Source organism: Paraflavitalea soli (assembly GCF_003555545.1).
Classification (GTDB): domain Bacteria; phylum Bacteroidota; class Bacteroidia; order Chitinophagales; family Chitinophagaceae; genus Paraflavitalea; species Paraflavitalea soli.
Map to the genome: position 1 here is coordinate 2660988 of NZ_CP032157.1, position 14165 is coordinate 2675152.

At 46.9% G+C, this 14165-nt stretch carries 16 protein-coding genes; 4 read left to right on the plus strand and 12 right to left on the minus strand.

What is annotated here, in order from left to right:
* Positions 1 to 87: 87 nt before the first annotated feature.
* The 4 genes from plsY to rpsO form a co-directional block, all read right to left on the minus strand.
* Positions 88 to 756: a glycerol-3-phosphate 1-O-acyltransferase PlsY gene (gene plsY, locus D3H65_RS09795; RefSeq protein WP_119050136.1), complete on the minus strand. Its 669-nt coding sequence runs from the start codon at positions 754 to 756 to the stop codon at positions 88 to 90.
* Positions 757 to 837: 81 nt separating this feature from the next.
* The gene (gene prmA, locus D3H65_RS09800; RefSeq protein ID WP_119050137.1) at positions 838 to 1656 is read right to left on the minus strand and encodes a 50S ribosomal protein L11 methyltransferase; all 819 of its coding nucleotides are present in this window, start codon (positions 1654 to 1656) and stop codon (positions 838 to 840) included.
* Between the two features lie 179 nt (positions 1657 to 1835).
* Positions 1836 to 4001, minus strand: coding sequence for a polyribonucleotide nucleotidyltransferase (gene pnp, locus D3H65_RS09805; RefSeq protein WP_119050138.1), 2166 nt, complete (start codon positions 3999 to 4001; stop codon positions 1836 to 1838).
* Between the two features lie 171 nt (positions 4002 to 4172).
* Positions 4173 to 4445: a 30S ribosomal protein S15 gene (gene rpsO / locus D3H65_RS09810; protein ID WP_119050139.1), complete on the minus strand. Its 273-nt coding sequence runs from the start codon at positions 4443 to 4445 to the stop codon at positions 4173 to 4175.
* Between the two features lie 177 nt (positions 4446 to 4622).
* Between rpsO and D3H65_RS09815 the strand changes: the two genes are divergently transcribed.
* From D3H65_RS09815 to D3H65_RS09825, 3 genes are read left to right on the plus strand one after another with little or no spacing between them, the layout of a single operon-like run.
* Positions 4623 to 5630 (plus strand): Gfo/Idh/MocA family protein, encoded by a 1008-nt coding sequence (locus tag D3H65_RS09815; protein WP_119050140.1) that lies wholly within the window; start codon positions 4623 to 4625, stop codon positions 5628 to 5630.
* An 18-nt stretch (positions 5631 to 5648) separates the two neighbouring features.
* A complete protein-coding gene (locus D3H65_RS09820) occupies positions 5649 to 6734 on the plus strand; it encodes a glycosyltransferase family 4 protein (RefSeq protein WP_245999715.1) in 1086 nt (361 codons plus the stop codon).
* 10 nt (positions 6735 to 6744) lie between these two features.
* Positions 6745 to 7896, plus strand: a complete 1152-nt coding sequence (locus D3H65_RS09825; protein ID WP_119050141.1) for a glycosyltransferase — start codon at positions 6745 to 6747, stop codon at positions 7894 to 7896.
* A gap of 8 nt (positions 7897 to 7904) precedes the next feature.
* On the opposite strand, the gene D3H65_RS09830 is transcribed toward D3H65_RS09825, so the two are convergent.
* The 8 genes from D3H65_RS09830 to D3H65_RS09865 all read right to left on the minus strand — a co-directional run bounded on the left by D3H65_RS09830 (position 7905) and on the right by D3H65_RS09865 (position 12971).
* Positions 7905 to 8801: a glycosyltransferase family 2 protein gene (locus D3H65_RS09830; protein WP_119050142.1), complete on the minus strand. Its 897-nt coding sequence runs from the start codon at positions 8799 to 8801 to the stop codon at positions 7905 to 7907.
* Complete coding sequence (locus tag D3H65_RS09835) at positions 8798 to 9487, minus strand: cell division ATP-binding protein FtsE (protein ID WP_119050143.1); 690 nt, start codon at positions 9485 to 9487, stop codon at positions 8798 to 8800. The genes D3H65_RS09830 and D3H65_RS09835 overlap by 4 nt, the downstream gene beginning before the upstream one ends.
* Before the next feature lie 92 nt (positions 9488 to 9579).
* Complete coding sequence (locus D3H65_RS09840) at positions 9580 to 10104, minus strand: GNAT family N-acetyltransferase (protein WP_245999716.1); 525 nt, start codon at positions 10102 to 10104, stop codon at positions 9580 to 9582.
* Positions 10101 to 10526, minus strand: coding sequence for an SRPBCC family protein (locus D3H65_RS09845; protein WP_162915528.1), 426 nt, complete (start codon positions 10524 to 10526; stop codon positions 10101 to 10103). The genes D3H65_RS09840 and D3H65_RS09845 overlap by 4 nt, the downstream gene beginning before the upstream one ends.
* Before the next feature lie 40 nt (positions 10527 to 10566).
* A complete protein-coding gene (locus D3H65_RS32885; protein WP_162915529.1) occupies positions 10567 to 11181 on the minus strand; it encodes a hypothetical protein in 615 nt (204 codons plus the stop codon).
* Positions 11182 to 11283: 102 nt separating this feature from the next.
* Positions 11284 to 11673 (minus strand): VOC family protein, encoded by a 390-nt coding sequence (locus tag D3H65_RS09855; RefSeq protein WP_119050146.1) that lies wholly within the window; start codon positions 11671 to 11673, stop codon positions 11284 to 11286.
* 109 nt (positions 11674 to 11782) lie between these two features.
* Entirely contained in the window at positions 11783 to 12367 is a 585-nt protein-coding gene (locus tag D3H65_RS09860; protein WP_119050147.1) for a GrpB family protein, read from the minus strand.
* A gap of 67 nt (positions 12368 to 12434) precedes the next feature.
* Complete coding sequence (locus D3H65_RS09865; protein ID WP_119050148.1) at positions 12435 to 12971, minus strand: STM3941 family protein; 537 nt, start codon at positions 12969 to 12971, stop codon at positions 12435 to 12437.
* A 272-nt stretch (positions 12972 to 13243) separates the two neighbouring features.
* Between D3H65_RS09865 and D3H65_RS09870 the strand changes: the two genes are divergently transcribed.
* The gene (locus tag D3H65_RS09870; RefSeq protein WP_119050149.1) at positions 13244 to 14149 is read left to right on the plus strand and encodes a helix-turn-helix domain-containing protein; all 906 of its coding nucleotides are present in this window, start codon (positions 13244 to 13246) and stop codon (positions 14147 to 14149) included.
* The last annotated feature ends 16 nt before the right edge of the window (positions 14150 to 14165 follow it).

Consider the following 14165-nt stretch of genomic DNA (forward strand, 5'->3'; position numbering starts at 1 on the left):
TAATGATCTGAAGAATAGATCAATTGCCATAAAAACAAACATCCGCCACAAAAGTAGCGGATGTAAGTACATATAGTAATAAATCAATTAATCTTCTTTGGCTAAGCGGCGACGTTCGCGTTTGCGATCGCGGTATTTCAGGATGGGCACTTTGCTTTCACTACCACGCAATAAGCGGGTAATATTCTTCTGGTGGGTAAGCACTACCAGGAGTGCCACAGCAATGGCAAATGCCCTGTACAAGGGTTCTTTTTCATTAAATATGAAAAGGATCAATACGGCAAAAGCTATACTGGCCAGAATGGAACTGAGGGATACAAAACGGGTAAGGTATAATACCAATAGAAATACGCCTACGCAGCATACGGCCACCAGGGGCTGAATGGCGAGGATCATTCCAAATAAGGTGGCAACTCCTTTACCTCCCCTGAAATCGGCCCAAATGGGAAATATATGCCCCAGCACAGCGGCCAGGCCAAGTCCTACCATGAGGTTGGTGCGGTCCCATTCGTTGACGCTATTGGCATAAAAAGGTAATAAAAGATAGAGACTGGTGGCTGCAACGCCTTTGAGGACATCCATGATCATAACGAAAGTCCCCCAGCGGGAGCCTAAAACCCGGAAGGTGTTCGTAGCACCGGCATTGCCACTACCGTATTCACGGATGTCAACGCCGAAGAAGCCCTTGCTGACCCAAACAGCGGTGGGAATAGAGCCGATCAAATATGCTATTACAATGACGAGCACTTCTTTCATTGAATAGTTGGTTGAAAAGTTGGAAAATTCAAATATAAGGAAAAACAGGTTAAATCTGTGTTATCCATTGCATTATTCTATTTACATAGTGGTTAATTGCAAGGCGATCCATGTTTGTTGCTGTTTTTCGTCCACAATTGTTAAGTTATTACTTATTGCGGATGCTTCTATATCAGCGCGATCGCCTGCCAACAGGCCACTCATTATAATAACGCCTCCTGCTGTTAAATGTTGTTGTAAGGCATCCATATTTGCCAGCAAAACATGCTTATTGATGTTGGCCAATATGACATTAAATACGCCAAATTTTTCTAAACTGTTTGCTTTTTCCAGCACGATGTTTGTGGCCTGGTTTACGGCAATGTTTTCCGCCGCATTTTCCACGCTCCAGTCGTCATTATCAATAGCCACTATTTGTGCAGCTCCTTTTTTTGCTGCCAGTACGGCCAAAATGCCGGTACCTGTTCCAAAGTCGAGTACGGATTGACCAGCCAGGTCCAGTTTCTCCATAAATTCAATCATCATGTAGGTGGTGGCATGGTGGCCGGTACCAAAGCTCATTTTGGGAGTGATGATGATCTCATATTGCACGCCGGCCACTGGTTGGTGGAAATGCGCCCGCACGGAACAGAAGTCCCCTACTATTACAGGCTCAAAGTTCTTTTCCCATTCTTCATTCCAGTTTCGTTGGGCGATACGTTCGGTAGTCCAGGAAACACCATAGCTCCCCAGCAGGTCTGTCACGGCCTGCTCATCCCATTGTGCTTCGGGAATAAATGCAGAGAGGTAAGTGGTTCCTTCTTCAAATCCTTCGAAGCCCTGATCACTCAGCAGCGCAATGAAGATCTCTTTGATCTCTTTCGAAGGGTTGTCAAACTTCAGGTGGATATAATAAGACATAAGGATGAGTTGTAAATCGGCAGTCGGCAATCGGCAGTCGCAAATCGCAAATCGCAAATCGGCAATCGGCAATCGGCAGTCGTTTGCTTCGATACCTTCGATATCTATTTAGAAAAAGGGTGAGCTGCTTTTGAAGCAGCTCACCCTTTTGTTATTTAGTTATTGCATCAATGCATGGATTACTGCTGTGGGGCAGCGCCATTACCCTGTGGAGACCTTGGGGCGCCATCGGGTTTGGGCATTAATACTTTACGGCTCAATTTGAACTTACCGGTCTTGTGGTCGATACCGATCAGCTTCACTTTTACCTTCTCACCTTCCTTCAATACGCCTTCCATGGTCTCCAGGCGCTTGTGGGAAATTTCGCTGATGTGCAACAAACCTTGTTTACCAGGCAGGAACTCAACGAATGCACCGAATTCCTTAATGCCTTTAACGGTAGCTTCGTATACTGATCCTACTTCAGGCATGGCGGTAATGCCTTTGATCCAGGCTACTGCTTTATCCAGACCTTCTTTGGCAGGGCTGAATACGCTTACTTCACCGTAGTTGCCTACTTCTTCAATATTGATGGTAGTACCTGTTTCGCGTTGGATCTCCTGGATGATCTTACCCTGTGGCCCGATCACTGCACCGATAAATTCTTTATCAATGAACAGTTTCTCCATACGAGGTGCATGTGGTTTCACTTCCTCACGGGCAGCCGGGATACATTCGTACATGGCTTCGAGGATGTGTAAGCGGCCTTTACGGGCTTGCTCCAATGCTTCACGCATCGTATCCATGCTAAGACCATCGATCTTGATATCCATCTGTACACCGCAAATACCTTCGCGTGTACCGGTTACCTTGAAGTCCATATCACCGAGGTGATCTTCATCACCCAGGATATCGGTCAGGATAGCATATTTGTTGTCCGCTGCACGGGTTACAAGACCCATTGCCACACCACCCACGTGCTTGGGTAAAGGCACACCGGCATCCATCAGGGCCAATGAACCAGCACAAACAGTAGCCATAGAAGAGGAACCGTTTGATTCGAGTACATCACTTACGATACGTACGGTGTAAGGATATTCGTTACCTGGCATCATTTGCTTCAGTGAACGCATGGCGAGGTTACCGTGACCAACCTCCCGACGGCCTGGTCCACGCATCATCTTTACTTCACCGGTAGAGAATGGCGGGAAGTTATAATGCAGGATGAACTTGGTGTATTCTGAATTGGCAGCGCTTTCTACCAGCAGTTCATCGAGTGGCGTACCCAATGTAACGGTAGTGAGCGATTGTGTTTCACCACGGGTAAACAAAGCAGAACCGTGCGGAGAGGGCAATGGATCGATCTCCATGGCCAGGCCACGCACCTGATCCAGCTTACGGCCGTCAAGACGTACACGATCATTGATCATCATGTCACGTACCAGTTCCCACTGCAGGTCTTCGTAATATTTTTTAGCCAGCTTTTTAGTGCTGTCTTCCACTTCTTCGCCGAGGCTTTCGATCAGTTCTTTTTTCAGCTTATCAAAAGCATCGCTGCGATCGTGCTTGGCAGAAGCGCTTTTAGCGATGGCATAGATCTTATCTTTTGTAAAAGCAGCGACTTTTTCACGCAGTTCTTCGTTTACAACAGGCTTGGTATATTCACGTTTACCAGTAACACCTGCTTTGTCGCGGAGTTCTATCTGGGCTTTGATCTGGAGGCGGATAGCTTCGTGGGCGATTTCCAATGCTTTTACGAGGTCTTCTTCACTACATTCCTTGGATTCACCTTCCACCATCATCAGGTTCTTATCGGTAGCTGCGATCAGGAAATCCATATCGGCAGTAGCGAGTTCTGTACGGCTTGGGTTAACCACAAAGTTTCCATCGATACGCGCTACGCGTACCTGAGAAATAACTTCTTTAATGGGAATATCTGAAACTGCGAGTGCGGCAGAAGCGGCCAGGCATGCCAGGGCATCGGGCATTACTTCTTTGTCGCTGGAGATGAGGGTAATGAGCACCTGTACATCGCAGAAATAATCTTCAGGAAATAAAGGGCGTAAAGAGCGGTCGATCAAACGGCTTACCAATACTTCATAATCGTTCAGTCTGCCTTCTCTTTTGAAGAAAGAGCCGGGGATACGACCAGCAGAGGCAAATTTTTCATTATAATCTACTACGAGGGGAAAAAAATCCTGCCCTTCTTTGGGCTCTTTATTTGCTACAACGGTAGCCAGCATAATGCTGTTTCCCTGGCGAACGGTAACGGCGCCATGAGCCTGGCGGGCCAGTTTACCGGTTTCGATGGATACCATACGGCCACCACCGATGTCAAATGTTACACTAATAGGTTGAGAGAGCATGTTGTCTCAATTTAAGGTTGGCAATCGCAAACGGACAGGCGGGAAGGAGTGGTTTGTGAGCGCAACCAGGTTTAAAAAACAATTTAAGATCTGCGAAATCAGCATGTCAGTAAAACAAGTATTCCCAACTGGTTTCGACAGTTGGGAATAGTATCTTAAAGCATATACTGATTACTTTCTGATTCCGAGTTTCTCGATCAATTGACGGTACCCTTGCAGGTTGTGTTTGCTCAGGTAGTTCAGGAGGCGCTTGCGTTGACCTACCATTTTCATCAATCCACGGTGAGTAGAGAAATCTTTCTTATTTTGTTGCAGGTGCTGGGAAATCCCATTGATGCGCTCTGTCAACAAAGCAATTTGACCTTCAATAGAACCGGTATTGGTGGCCTTTCCGCCAAATTGTGTGAAGATATCTGATACTTTTTCTTTGGTTAAATACGGCATCTCAATTTTTTTTTAGAACGTCCAATTTTTTACTTCTTCTATAATTTGGCGGCAAAGGTATGGAATTAATCGTGATTTTAATATCTTGCCTGCCCGTTTTTTTTACACCATGGTGGGAAAAGCGGAGAAAGCGATAAGGAGCAGATATAGAGGAACAAAGATAAAGCGATTACAATAATGAGTTACCGTTTTGCCATTATAGGTTGTGGACATATAGGCCGCCGGCATGCCGCCCAGATTGCTGCCCGGGGCGTGCTGGAGGCCGTATGTGATACAACATTTTCGCGGGCGGAAGAATTGGCCGGCAAGTATACAGCAAGGCCCTACCCCTCTGTCAATGAATTATTTAGGGCCGAAAAACCGGATGTGGTAAGCGTGTGCACGCCCAATGGCCTGCATGCAGCCCATGCCATCAGCGCCCTGGAAGCCGGTTGCCATGTGTTGTGCGAAAAACCCATGAGCATTTCCCGGGAAAGCGGGCTGCGGATGATGGCTGCGGCGGAAAAAGCAGGTAAAAAGCTATATGTGGTAAAGCAAAACCGGTATAACCCACCGGTAGAAGCGGTTAAAAAGCTGCTGGAAGCCGGAAAGCTGGGAAAGATCCACAGTTTTCAGGTGAATTGTTTCTGGAACAGGCCGGTGGCCTATTATGCCGATAGCTGGCACGGTACCCGGGAACTGGATGGTGGCATCCTGTTTACCCAATTCAGCCATTTTATTGACCTCCTGTATTGGCTGCTGGGCGATGTAACATCTGCACAGGGCATGCGTTCCAACTTTATACATGGAGATGCCATCGACTTTGAAGATACCGGGGTGGCCATGCTGCAGTTAGCCAGTGGCGCTATTGGTACTTTACAATATACCGTCAACAGTCATCAGCGAAATATGGAAGGTTCGGTATCGATCTTTGGCGACCGGGGTACGGTGAAGATCGGGGGGCAATACCTGAACAATATTGACTTTTTTGCCGTACAGGATGAAACCGCCCCCATATTACCAGCCGGCCAATCCTCCAATAATTATGGCTTTTATGAAGGCAGTATGAGCAACCACGATAAGGTATATCAGCACCTGATCCAGGCGCTGGATAATCCGGGCTATCGCTTTGTGGAAGCCGGTGAAGCGCTGAAAACGGTAGAGATCATTGAGAAAATATATGCGGCCTCTCCGCTTATTCCTTAACCCACCCCTCCTACCGGCATGAAGCAACTTGTATGTACTGTTACCAACGATCTTAGCTACGATCAGCGTATGATACGGATCTGTACGTCGCTGAGCGAGGCAGGGTACCGGGTAACGCTGGTGGGCCGGAAAATGCCGGGTTCTGTGCCGCTCCGCGAACAGCCCTTCCGCCAGAAAAGGCTGTCCTGTTTCTTCACAAAAGGCAAAGGATTTTATATCGAATACAATATCAGGCTATTCTTCTACCTGATAATCACCAAAATAGACATTATCTGCGCCATTGACCTGGACACTATCCTACCCTGCTACGGGGTTTCTGTGCTGAAGGGCATCCCGCGGGTATATGACGCCCACGAGCTATTCTGTGAGATGAAGGAGGTAGTTACCCGCCCGGGGGTTTACCGGTTCTGGAAACGGATCGAACGCTTTGCCGTTCCCCGCTTCCCCCTGGGCTATACGGTAAACCAACCGATCGCTGATGCGTTTAAGGAAATGTATGGCGTGGATTATGGCGTAGTGCGCAATGTACCCGTGCTGCAGCCGCTGACGATCCCGGTAAAAAAAGAGAAATACATTTTATACCAGGGTACGGTGAATGAGGGCCGGAGTTTTGAGACGTTGATCCCGGCCATGAAACAGGTAGCCGCGCCCCTGATCATTTGCGGGGATGGCAATTTTATGGAGCAGGCACGGGCGCTGGTAGCAGCCCATGGATTGGGAGAGCGGGTTATATTTAAAGGAAGGATATTGCCACACGAATTACGTGATTATACCGTTAATGCGTGGATTGGGGTCACTTTGTTTGAAAATAAGGGTCTAAGTAACTATTATTCGCTGGCCAATCGCTTTTTTGATTACTTACAGGCCGGAATTCCACAATTGGGTGTGGATTACCCGGTTTACCGGGAAATAAACAATCAGTACCCGATCGCTGTTCTAATTAACGACCTGAGCCCTGACAGCATTGCTGGTCAACTTAACAGATTGTTAAATGATGAGCTTTTATATAAGGAATTACAACAAAACTGCGTAGCTGCGAGAACAATTTTTAATTGGCAACAGGAAGAAAAAAAACTGGTTGCTTTTTATTCAACGAATACCTGAGCATAGCATTTTGGAAAAGCACATACATATAGTTTCGTCGGATGTTCCTTACCCCATAGATTATGGCGGCGTAATCGATGTTTTTTGTACGGTGAAGGCGTTGCATGGCGCAGGCGTGAAGGTTCACCTCCATTGTTTTGATGACGGTCGTGGCCAGCAACCAGAGCTGGATCAGTATTGTGCTACGGTGCATTATTACCAGCGGTTGACAGGACATAAATGTATCTCACCCAAGCTTCCCTATATAGTAGCTTCCCGCTCCTGCAACCAACTGCGGGAGAAATTACTGGAAGACAATTATCCAATATTATTAGAAGGTATTCATTGTACCTATCTGTTGAACGATGAACGGTTTAATAACCGGCAAACGCTGGTAAGGCTGATGAATGTGGAACATGAATATTACGAGCAGTTGTGCAAAACAACGACCGTATTGCAGCCGCTGAAGAAGATCTATTATCACCACGAGAGCCGGTTACTGAAGAATTATGAAAAGACAATTGCCGATAAAGCCATGTTCCTGGCATTGTCGGAACAGGATGTGGCGATCTACCGGCAGAAGCTGCACGCGCGTAAGGTAGTATGCCTCCCTCCTATGCTGCCTTTTACTTCGGTAGAAACGGAAACGGGCATTGGCTGTTTTTGTTTGTACCACGGAAACCTTTCTGTAGCGGAAAATGAAGAAGCAGCGATCTGGCTGCTCACCAATATCTTCAACAAGATCGATGTACCTTTTATTATAGCAGGCAAGAACCCTTCTCCGCGGCTTGAGCGGGAAGTGAACCTGCATGGCCATGCCTGCCTGATCGCCAATCCTTCTATGCAGGAAATGCATGACCTGATCAGGAAAGCGCAGATCCATGTACTGCCTTCTTTTTGCCGGAAAAGCAGGTCGGTCAAATTGTTAAATGCCCTTTTCGGCGGCAGGCATTGTGTAGTGAATCCTACCATGGTCAACAATTCAGGCGTGGAAACAGCCTGCCATGTAGCTACTACGGCCGAAGCTTTTCAATCGATCATCATTCAATTGTATCACCAACCTTTTGATGAACACGAATTATTGCTGCGCAAAGAGATATTAGCGCCTTTTATGAATCACGGACAACTTACCAGGCAACTTATAAAGCTGGTGTGGCAGGGAGAAGCAAGCTACGAGCGTTGAGCTGCGAGCTACGAGCGGGGATCGTGCAGACGAATAAAGTACTGTAACCTGTACAGATCGAAGAGTGTTAATGAAGGATGGCAGGAATGCAGGTTGCGCGTAATGTAGCTGCCCAACAATTTATACACTCCTTTTACTACCCACAGGCCGTTACAGGCCTTGAGTGTTTGATACATCCTGAATAACTTTACATGCCTGGCCAGCACTTCACCAGGAACCCGGGCACTCAATTGGTGCAGGTTATGCAGGGCATTTTCCGACTTACTTATAAATACTGTATTTTTTTCAAGCCCTGCGTGCAAAACGGGGTTATCAATATAGCGCACGGGTATGCCAGCCTTCTCCAACTGGATACCAATCCAGGTATCTTCATGGCCATATCCTTCGCCACCGGTATCAAACGACAATTGATTGAAATATTGAGCCTCAATAAGAAAATTATTGGTCATAAAAGCAGGCTGTTGCTGATCGCCAGGCCTTCTGCCCTCTCTTGCTGATCCATATTTCCAGTGTAAACGAAGTGTACAATCGCCGGGAGGCGCCGGGCTGTATGTTCTGCCTCCCACCACCACGCCGGTGTTGGTCTGAATGGCCTCATAGTACTGCCGGAGGAAGTTATCTCTGCATAATTCGCTGTCACCATCCAGGAAAAGCAACCATTCGCCCTTTGCCGCTGTTGCCAGCAGTTGCCGGATCCGGGCGCGCCCCTGGTTTTGTGCATGGGCTATATAGCGAACAAAAGGCAGTGTGGCAATCGGGCTGTTTATTTGCTGATAAGCGGGGGCAGATCCATCTTCCATCACAATGATCTCACCGGCCTGCCCTATATAGGAAAGCCCGGCGCTTAGCCGGGCTACCAATATATTGACATCCTGATTGAATACGGGAATTAATACAGAGATCATACCATATCGATGCTTGCATTGTCGATTACCCGGCCCCGCTCTGTCCGTACCATGCGCGCCGGAAATTTGTTGATCACGATATAGTCATGGGTAGCCATCACGATAGCGGTACCATAGTCGCGGGAGATATGGAACAGGAGCTGCATGATCTCATCGGAGGTTTCAGGATCGAGGTTACCGGTAGGCTCATCGGCCAGGATCAGCTTGGGTGAATTGAGCAGTGCCCGGGCAATATCTACCCGTTGTTGCTCGCCACCACTTAATTCAAAAGGCATCTTAAACCCTTTTGATTTGAGGCCTACCTTATCGAGCACATCCAACACTTTTTCGTCCATGAGTTTCTCATCTTTCCAACCCGTAGCGCGCAATACAAACTTGAGGTTGTCATTGACATTACGGTCGGTGAGCAGCTGAAAGTCCTGGAATACCACGCCCAGGTTGCGCCGCAGGAAGGGCACTTTTTTCCAATCCATTTCCCGGAGGTTGAAACCTACCACGGTACAATCACCTTCTTTGAGGGGGAGATCGCCGTAGAGGGTCTTGAGGAGGCTTGATTTGCCGGTGCCTGTTTTGCCCACCAGGTATACAAACTCACCTTTTTGCACCTTGAGGTTCACATCCTGCAAAACGAGGTTGGTGCCCTGGTATACATTAATATGCTTTAATTCTATGATCGCATCCTGCATAATAACCGGTTAAGTCAAACAAAAATAATGAATTATGGGATAGAAAGCTGTTAGCTCTTAGCTTTTAGCTGTTAGCCTTTGGTTAGCGGCCATCAGGTGGCAGGCTGTAGGCTGGCGCCCATGAGGCGGATGGGTTTGGCGTCGCCGGGCATGGTGATCAGTCTTTCATATTTAAGGCCCAGCTTTTCCAATAAGCGGATAGAGCGCACATTGTGCTGGTTGGTGATGGCCAGGATATGCTTTAATCCAATCTTGTTTCTGGCATGATCCAGCACCGCTGTGGCGGCTTCATAACCATATCCCTGGCCATTGTGGACAGCCAGGAAGGCAAAACCTATATCAACATGTTTCAGGGCATCTCTTTTGATCAATCCACACATACCGATAGGACTGTTTTGCTCTTTCAATTGCACCAGCCAAAGACCAAAGCCATTTGTCGCGTAGCTTTTATGTGGTCCGTTGATGATGTAATTTTCAGCATCCGCTATAGTTCTTACACCTTTATCGCCAATGAACTCGATCCAGGCAGGTTCGTTGACCAATTCGAAGATAAAAGGGGCATCGGCTACAGTCAGTTCGCGGAGTAACAGCCGCGGGGTTTCTGCAATGATCATCATGATGCTTCTACAATTTTTTTAATGGTTGTTAACACATCATCCCATCCGGCCTGGGAATTGCGCCACCATTCTTCACTGTTAAAATTGGTTTGGGTGACAGTTAGTATGGTTCTGTTGTCGGTTTCCGAAAGACTGTAGGAAACGGTGGTATAATGTTCGGGTTTGTCGTCCAAACCAGAAAAGGGCGTCCAATAGGTATGCCGTAACAGGTGCGGAGGTACGAAGTCAAGAATGATACCCTTATCACTGACCGATTGTCCCTGCTGTTGATGAATGAAGCGGATTTCGTTGCCTGGCTTCCAATCTGTTTGTGTTTCTACTCCGGGGAAATATTGAATGATGATATCAGGATTGATCAGGGCATTCCAGACCTTTGATGCGGCGGTATTGATCTCTATGGATTTGATAATATTCTTTTCCATCGTATCAGTTTTATAGCAATCACTACCTAAAGTTACGCACTCAATCCTTTTCCCACTTTCTTTTGTGTGATCCTTCCTGTCGTTCAATCGTCCAGCCATTGGCAGCCGCTTTTTTGAGTAATCTTTTCCGCAGTTTCTTAGGATAAAATATCTTTTTAGCTGTTTTCTTGCGTGCATAGCTTTTTACAATGGCCAATTGCCCCAATATCTCATAAGATGCGGCACCGCATCGCATACCGAAAAGCGCGTAATCGTAAGGTGTTTGTGCCAGGTAGGCGGCAGCAATGCTATCGAACTGTTGTTTTTGTTGAGTAGTAACGGGGATATAGATGATGGTCTTCTTTACACTATCGGGATCGCCACCCAATATGGCGTAGAAACTATTTTCATTATGGACGGCATAAGTACTATGCCGGTTATTTTCTTTTTTAAACACGTGGAAGGAGCCTGAGGGCAGGAAATTGATGATCCTGTTGCTGTCTCCTTCAATGCCAACATGACCTCCTAATATGCCGCCAAACCATTTCTTTTCTGTGTCCTGGTATTCCTTTAAAGGTCTGGAGCCATATAGAAAATGAACTTTTAGAAAGACAGTATCACCGGCAGCTGCCAGTGTTGAGATTAAACAAAATATACATACCAGAAAGGGGCGCATGGGGTTCCTTCAAGATAGTACAAAATTCAATGAGATACTCCCCTGGCTCAATAACCCGTCAGAATTTATTGACCTTTTCTACTTGCTCCATTAGTGCCAGCTTTATTTTGGTTCGATCAGGTCCCACATATTACCGTAGAGGTCGGCAAACACGGCCACGCGGCCCCAGGTTTCCAGCACAGGTTCGCGTACAATGGTGATGCCCTGATCCAGGAGGTTCTGGTAATCGCGCGCAAAATTGTCGGTATAGAGGAAGAGAAATACGCGGCCACCGGTTTGGTTCCCTACCCTGCTCTTTTGTTCTTCGTTGGCGGCTTTGGCCAGGAGCAGGCAACAGCCGTCTGATCCGGGAGGGGATACCACCACCCATCTTTTGACAGGGTTTAAGACAGTATCTTCTATTAAAGTAAAGTGTAATTTTTGGGTATAAAATGCAATGGCATCATCGTAATCGTCTACTACCAGGGCTATACGCGCTAAGGATTGTTTCATGTGTTTTTGATATCTGGGCGGCAAAAATATTGAATTAAGGAGACATTTGTTTTAAAGCAGCGATGTGATTTGTATTTACACGAGCAATGACCAGAAGATATGCTAACGCTCACAAATGGTTGTACCAATCCAACGCCTCCGCTTCCACTTTTTTCATGAAGTGGTCTTTGGCTTCATTGTAAGCTATGCCATCCTTAAAGTCCCGTAAGGAAATGGTTCTTTTCAAGGTGTCGTACTGTGCAGCAATATCCGGATGGGTTCTCAAATAATCCCTGAAGGCAATATGTCTTGTCCAGTGGATAGTATCCTTTACCAATAAGTGAATATGCGTAACGGACTTAAAATCCTGCCCGATTACAAACGGTTCACCAATATCAACTTTGGCTGGTGCTGTTTGTCCCAGGGGACCGATCAGTCGCACATAAAAGCGCCGGTAAGGCATGGCGGGTTCATGTTTACGGAAATAGGTATACCCGGCTGCCATCATGGGCTGGATGGTTTGATCGAGCTGTGCCTCCTGCCCCACTCCCACCAACATGTCGATGATGGGCTTAGCACCCAAGCCTGGTACAGAAGTACTGCCAATATGCTCTACCACGGGCGCAAGTGGGGCCAGTGCAGCTTCTATGATCGCTTTTTCCTGTTGGAATTTATCTACCCAGGCAGGCTGATAGGTTTCGATGGTAATTTTCATGGTATATGGGATAAAAGAACGGTACGAATGTAAGAAATCCTTTATATTCCATAGATGGATAGCCACGCTATTGCGGCTTGTTCCTTTTTTCAAACTGATCGCGCAGGAGATTGAACAACTCTCCGAAAGAAGTACGCAGACTATTAGCAGAGAGGGCCAGCGGAGAGCCGTAGGCCTTATGATTCATCTGCATCATTTTTCGCTTTATAAAGCTGGTTTGTTTGTTGATATAATCCTCGGGGTTCTTAACATGGATCATAATGAACTTTTGCCGCTGGGCCATCATAATGGTTATGTTCAGCATATCGCTCCAGGGAATGGCCCCTACTGAAATGCCACCGGAATTATCCGTTATGCCGAAGTCATCGATTACAAAGCCAGGCCGGGTGCTGAATAATTTACGGGCAGCATAGACTGCGCAGAGCCCAAAGAAGAGAACGGCGGCCACACCAACAGTCCTTACCACGTATATATTGGAAAGGACAGGGTTGCTAACGGTAGGCGCTTTTACAAGCATCCAGCATCCGCCAACAACAAATAATATAGCGCCTGCCAACAACAGGAGGATCTTCGTTTTGCTGAGCGGAATGGAGATGGGTTGCATTATAAATAAACAATAAGTGAAGGCAAGGTACGATCTGCAGGCCCACCAAGCTAACTATCTTAAAAAAAAGTTACTTTTTTACCAACAGTTGCGAACCATCTACCAACTTCCGGTGTTTCTTTTCTTTCAACTTGATCTGACCTTCCTGCCACGCTGTATGGTTCAGGGGAGTTGGGAAACCTATACTGCTATGATATTCAAATTGGTCCATCGTATATTAACCAATATACCAGCACCAGGTATACTTTTAATGTCCACCTCAACCTGTTTGTATGGAAGCTAATCCTGTTGCGCTACATACAATCAGGGAATTGAAGGACATTGCCGGTCATTCCTGGTATCCGGACGATCTTCAGATCCTGCTACGCAAGCCTAAGGGCCATGAACACCATTTTCACCAACCTTTCCGGTCCGACTCCTACTGGGTTGTTCTTGTTTCGAATAAGCAAGCAGCTGATTCTCTGAGTATTCAATTGAATTCCCAGGAATATGTATTGCGGGAGAATGACCTCCTGATCGTACCGCCGCACACCATACGGCAGCCATCAGATTCAGCGCACAGCTGCGACCTCGCCTGCGTGGCCTTCAGGCCCGACTTCCTTTTTGAAGCCGGCATATCCCAAAGACATATAGACTCTTTCGAATACCTCTCCCGCAGTCCTTGTACCCACCTGCAGTTGTCTCCGGAAGATGCCTCCCGGTTTATGGCAGTGATCAAAATGTTGCAGGAAAAGAACTTTGCCGAAGACGACAATCCTTTTGCCGCCGAGGTGGTACGCCATTTTTTTAATGTCTTCCAGTTTGAACTGGCCGGCCTGTATTACAAGTATTCCAACCAGAAAAAGTTGGTGCATGACCGCAAAGAGGAGCTGCTGTGGCGGTTTCTGGCCTTACTGCCGGAGCATGTGAAGACCGAACGCAGCTTACAGTTTTACGCCAACAGACTTTATGTAACGCCGAAATACCTTACCCAAACAGTAAAGAAGGTGTCGGGGAAAACGGCCGGCAAGTATATTGATGACCTGGTGATCGTTGAAGCCAAGAATTTACTACGTGATCCCTCTTTGACCATTGCCCAGGTGGCAGACCATCTCTATTTCAGTGATCAATTCTTTTTCAGCAAATTCTTCAAACGTTATACAGGGGTAACCCCCTCCGACTATCGAAAACGCGCTTAGTGATGTACGATACAAA

Excerpts from the sequence above, each read along its gene's own strand:
- prmA (WP_119050137.1), bottom strand. The coding sequence starts at position 1,656 with ATGTCTTATTATATCCACCTGAAGTTTGACAACCCTTCGAAAGAGATC.
- D3H65_RS09815 (WP_119050140.1), top strand. The coding sequence starts at position 4,623 with ATGAGTTACCGTTTTGCCATTATAGGTTGTGGACATATAGGCCGCCGG.
- D3H65_RS09855 (WP_119050146.1), bottom strand. The coding sequence starts at position 11,673 with ATGAAACAATCCTTAGCGCGTATAGCCCTGGTAGTAGACGATTACGAT.
- D3H65_RS09820 (WP_245999715.1), top strand. The coding sequence starts at position 5,649 with ATGAAGCAACTTGTATGTACTGTTACCAACGATCTTAGCTACGATCAG.
- D3H65_RS09865 (WP_119050148.1), bottom strand. The coding sequence starts at position 12,971 with ATGCAACCCATCTCCATTCCGCTCAGCAAAACGAAGATCCTCCTGTTG.
- D3H65_RS09840 (WP_245999716.1), bottom strand. The coding sequence starts at position 10,104 with ATGATGATCATTGCAGAAACCCCGCGGCTGTTACTCCGCGAACTGACT.
- D3H65_RS09830 (WP_119050142.1), bottom strand. The coding sequence starts at position 8,801 with ATGATCTCTGTATTAATTCCCGTATTCAATCAGGATGTCAATATATTG.
- D3H65_RS09870 (WP_119050149.1), top strand. The coding sequence starts at position 13,244 with ATGGAAGCTAATCCTGTTGCGCTACATACAATCAGGGAATTGAAGGAC.
- D3H65_RS09845 (WP_162915528.1), bottom strand. The coding sequence starts at position 10,526 with ATGGAAAAGAATATTATCAAATCCATAGAGATCAATACCGCCGCATCA.
- D3H65_RS09835 (WP_119050143.1), bottom strand. The coding sequence starts at position 9,487 with ATGCAGGATGCGATCATAGAATTAAAGCATATTAATGTATACCAGGGC.
- D3H65_RS09860 (WP_119050147.1), bottom strand. The coding sequence starts at position 12,367 with ATGAAAATTACCATCGAAACCTATCAGCCTGCCTGGGTAGATAAATTC.
- D3H65_RS32885 (WP_162915529.1), bottom strand. The coding sequence starts at position 11,181 with ATGCGCCCCTTTCTGGTATGTATATTTTGTTTAATCTCAACACTGGCA.
- pnp (WP_119050138.1), bottom strand. The coding sequence starts at position 4,001 with ATGCTCTCTCAACCTATTAGTGTAACATTTGACATCGGTGGTGGCCGT.
- plsY (WP_119050136.1), bottom strand. The coding sequence starts at position 756 with ATGAAAGAAGTGCTCGTCATTGTAATAGCATATTTGATCGGCTCTATT.
- rpsO (WP_119050139.1), bottom strand. The coding sequence starts at position 4,445 with ATGCCGTATTTAACCAAAGAAAAAGTATCAGATATCTTCACACAATTT.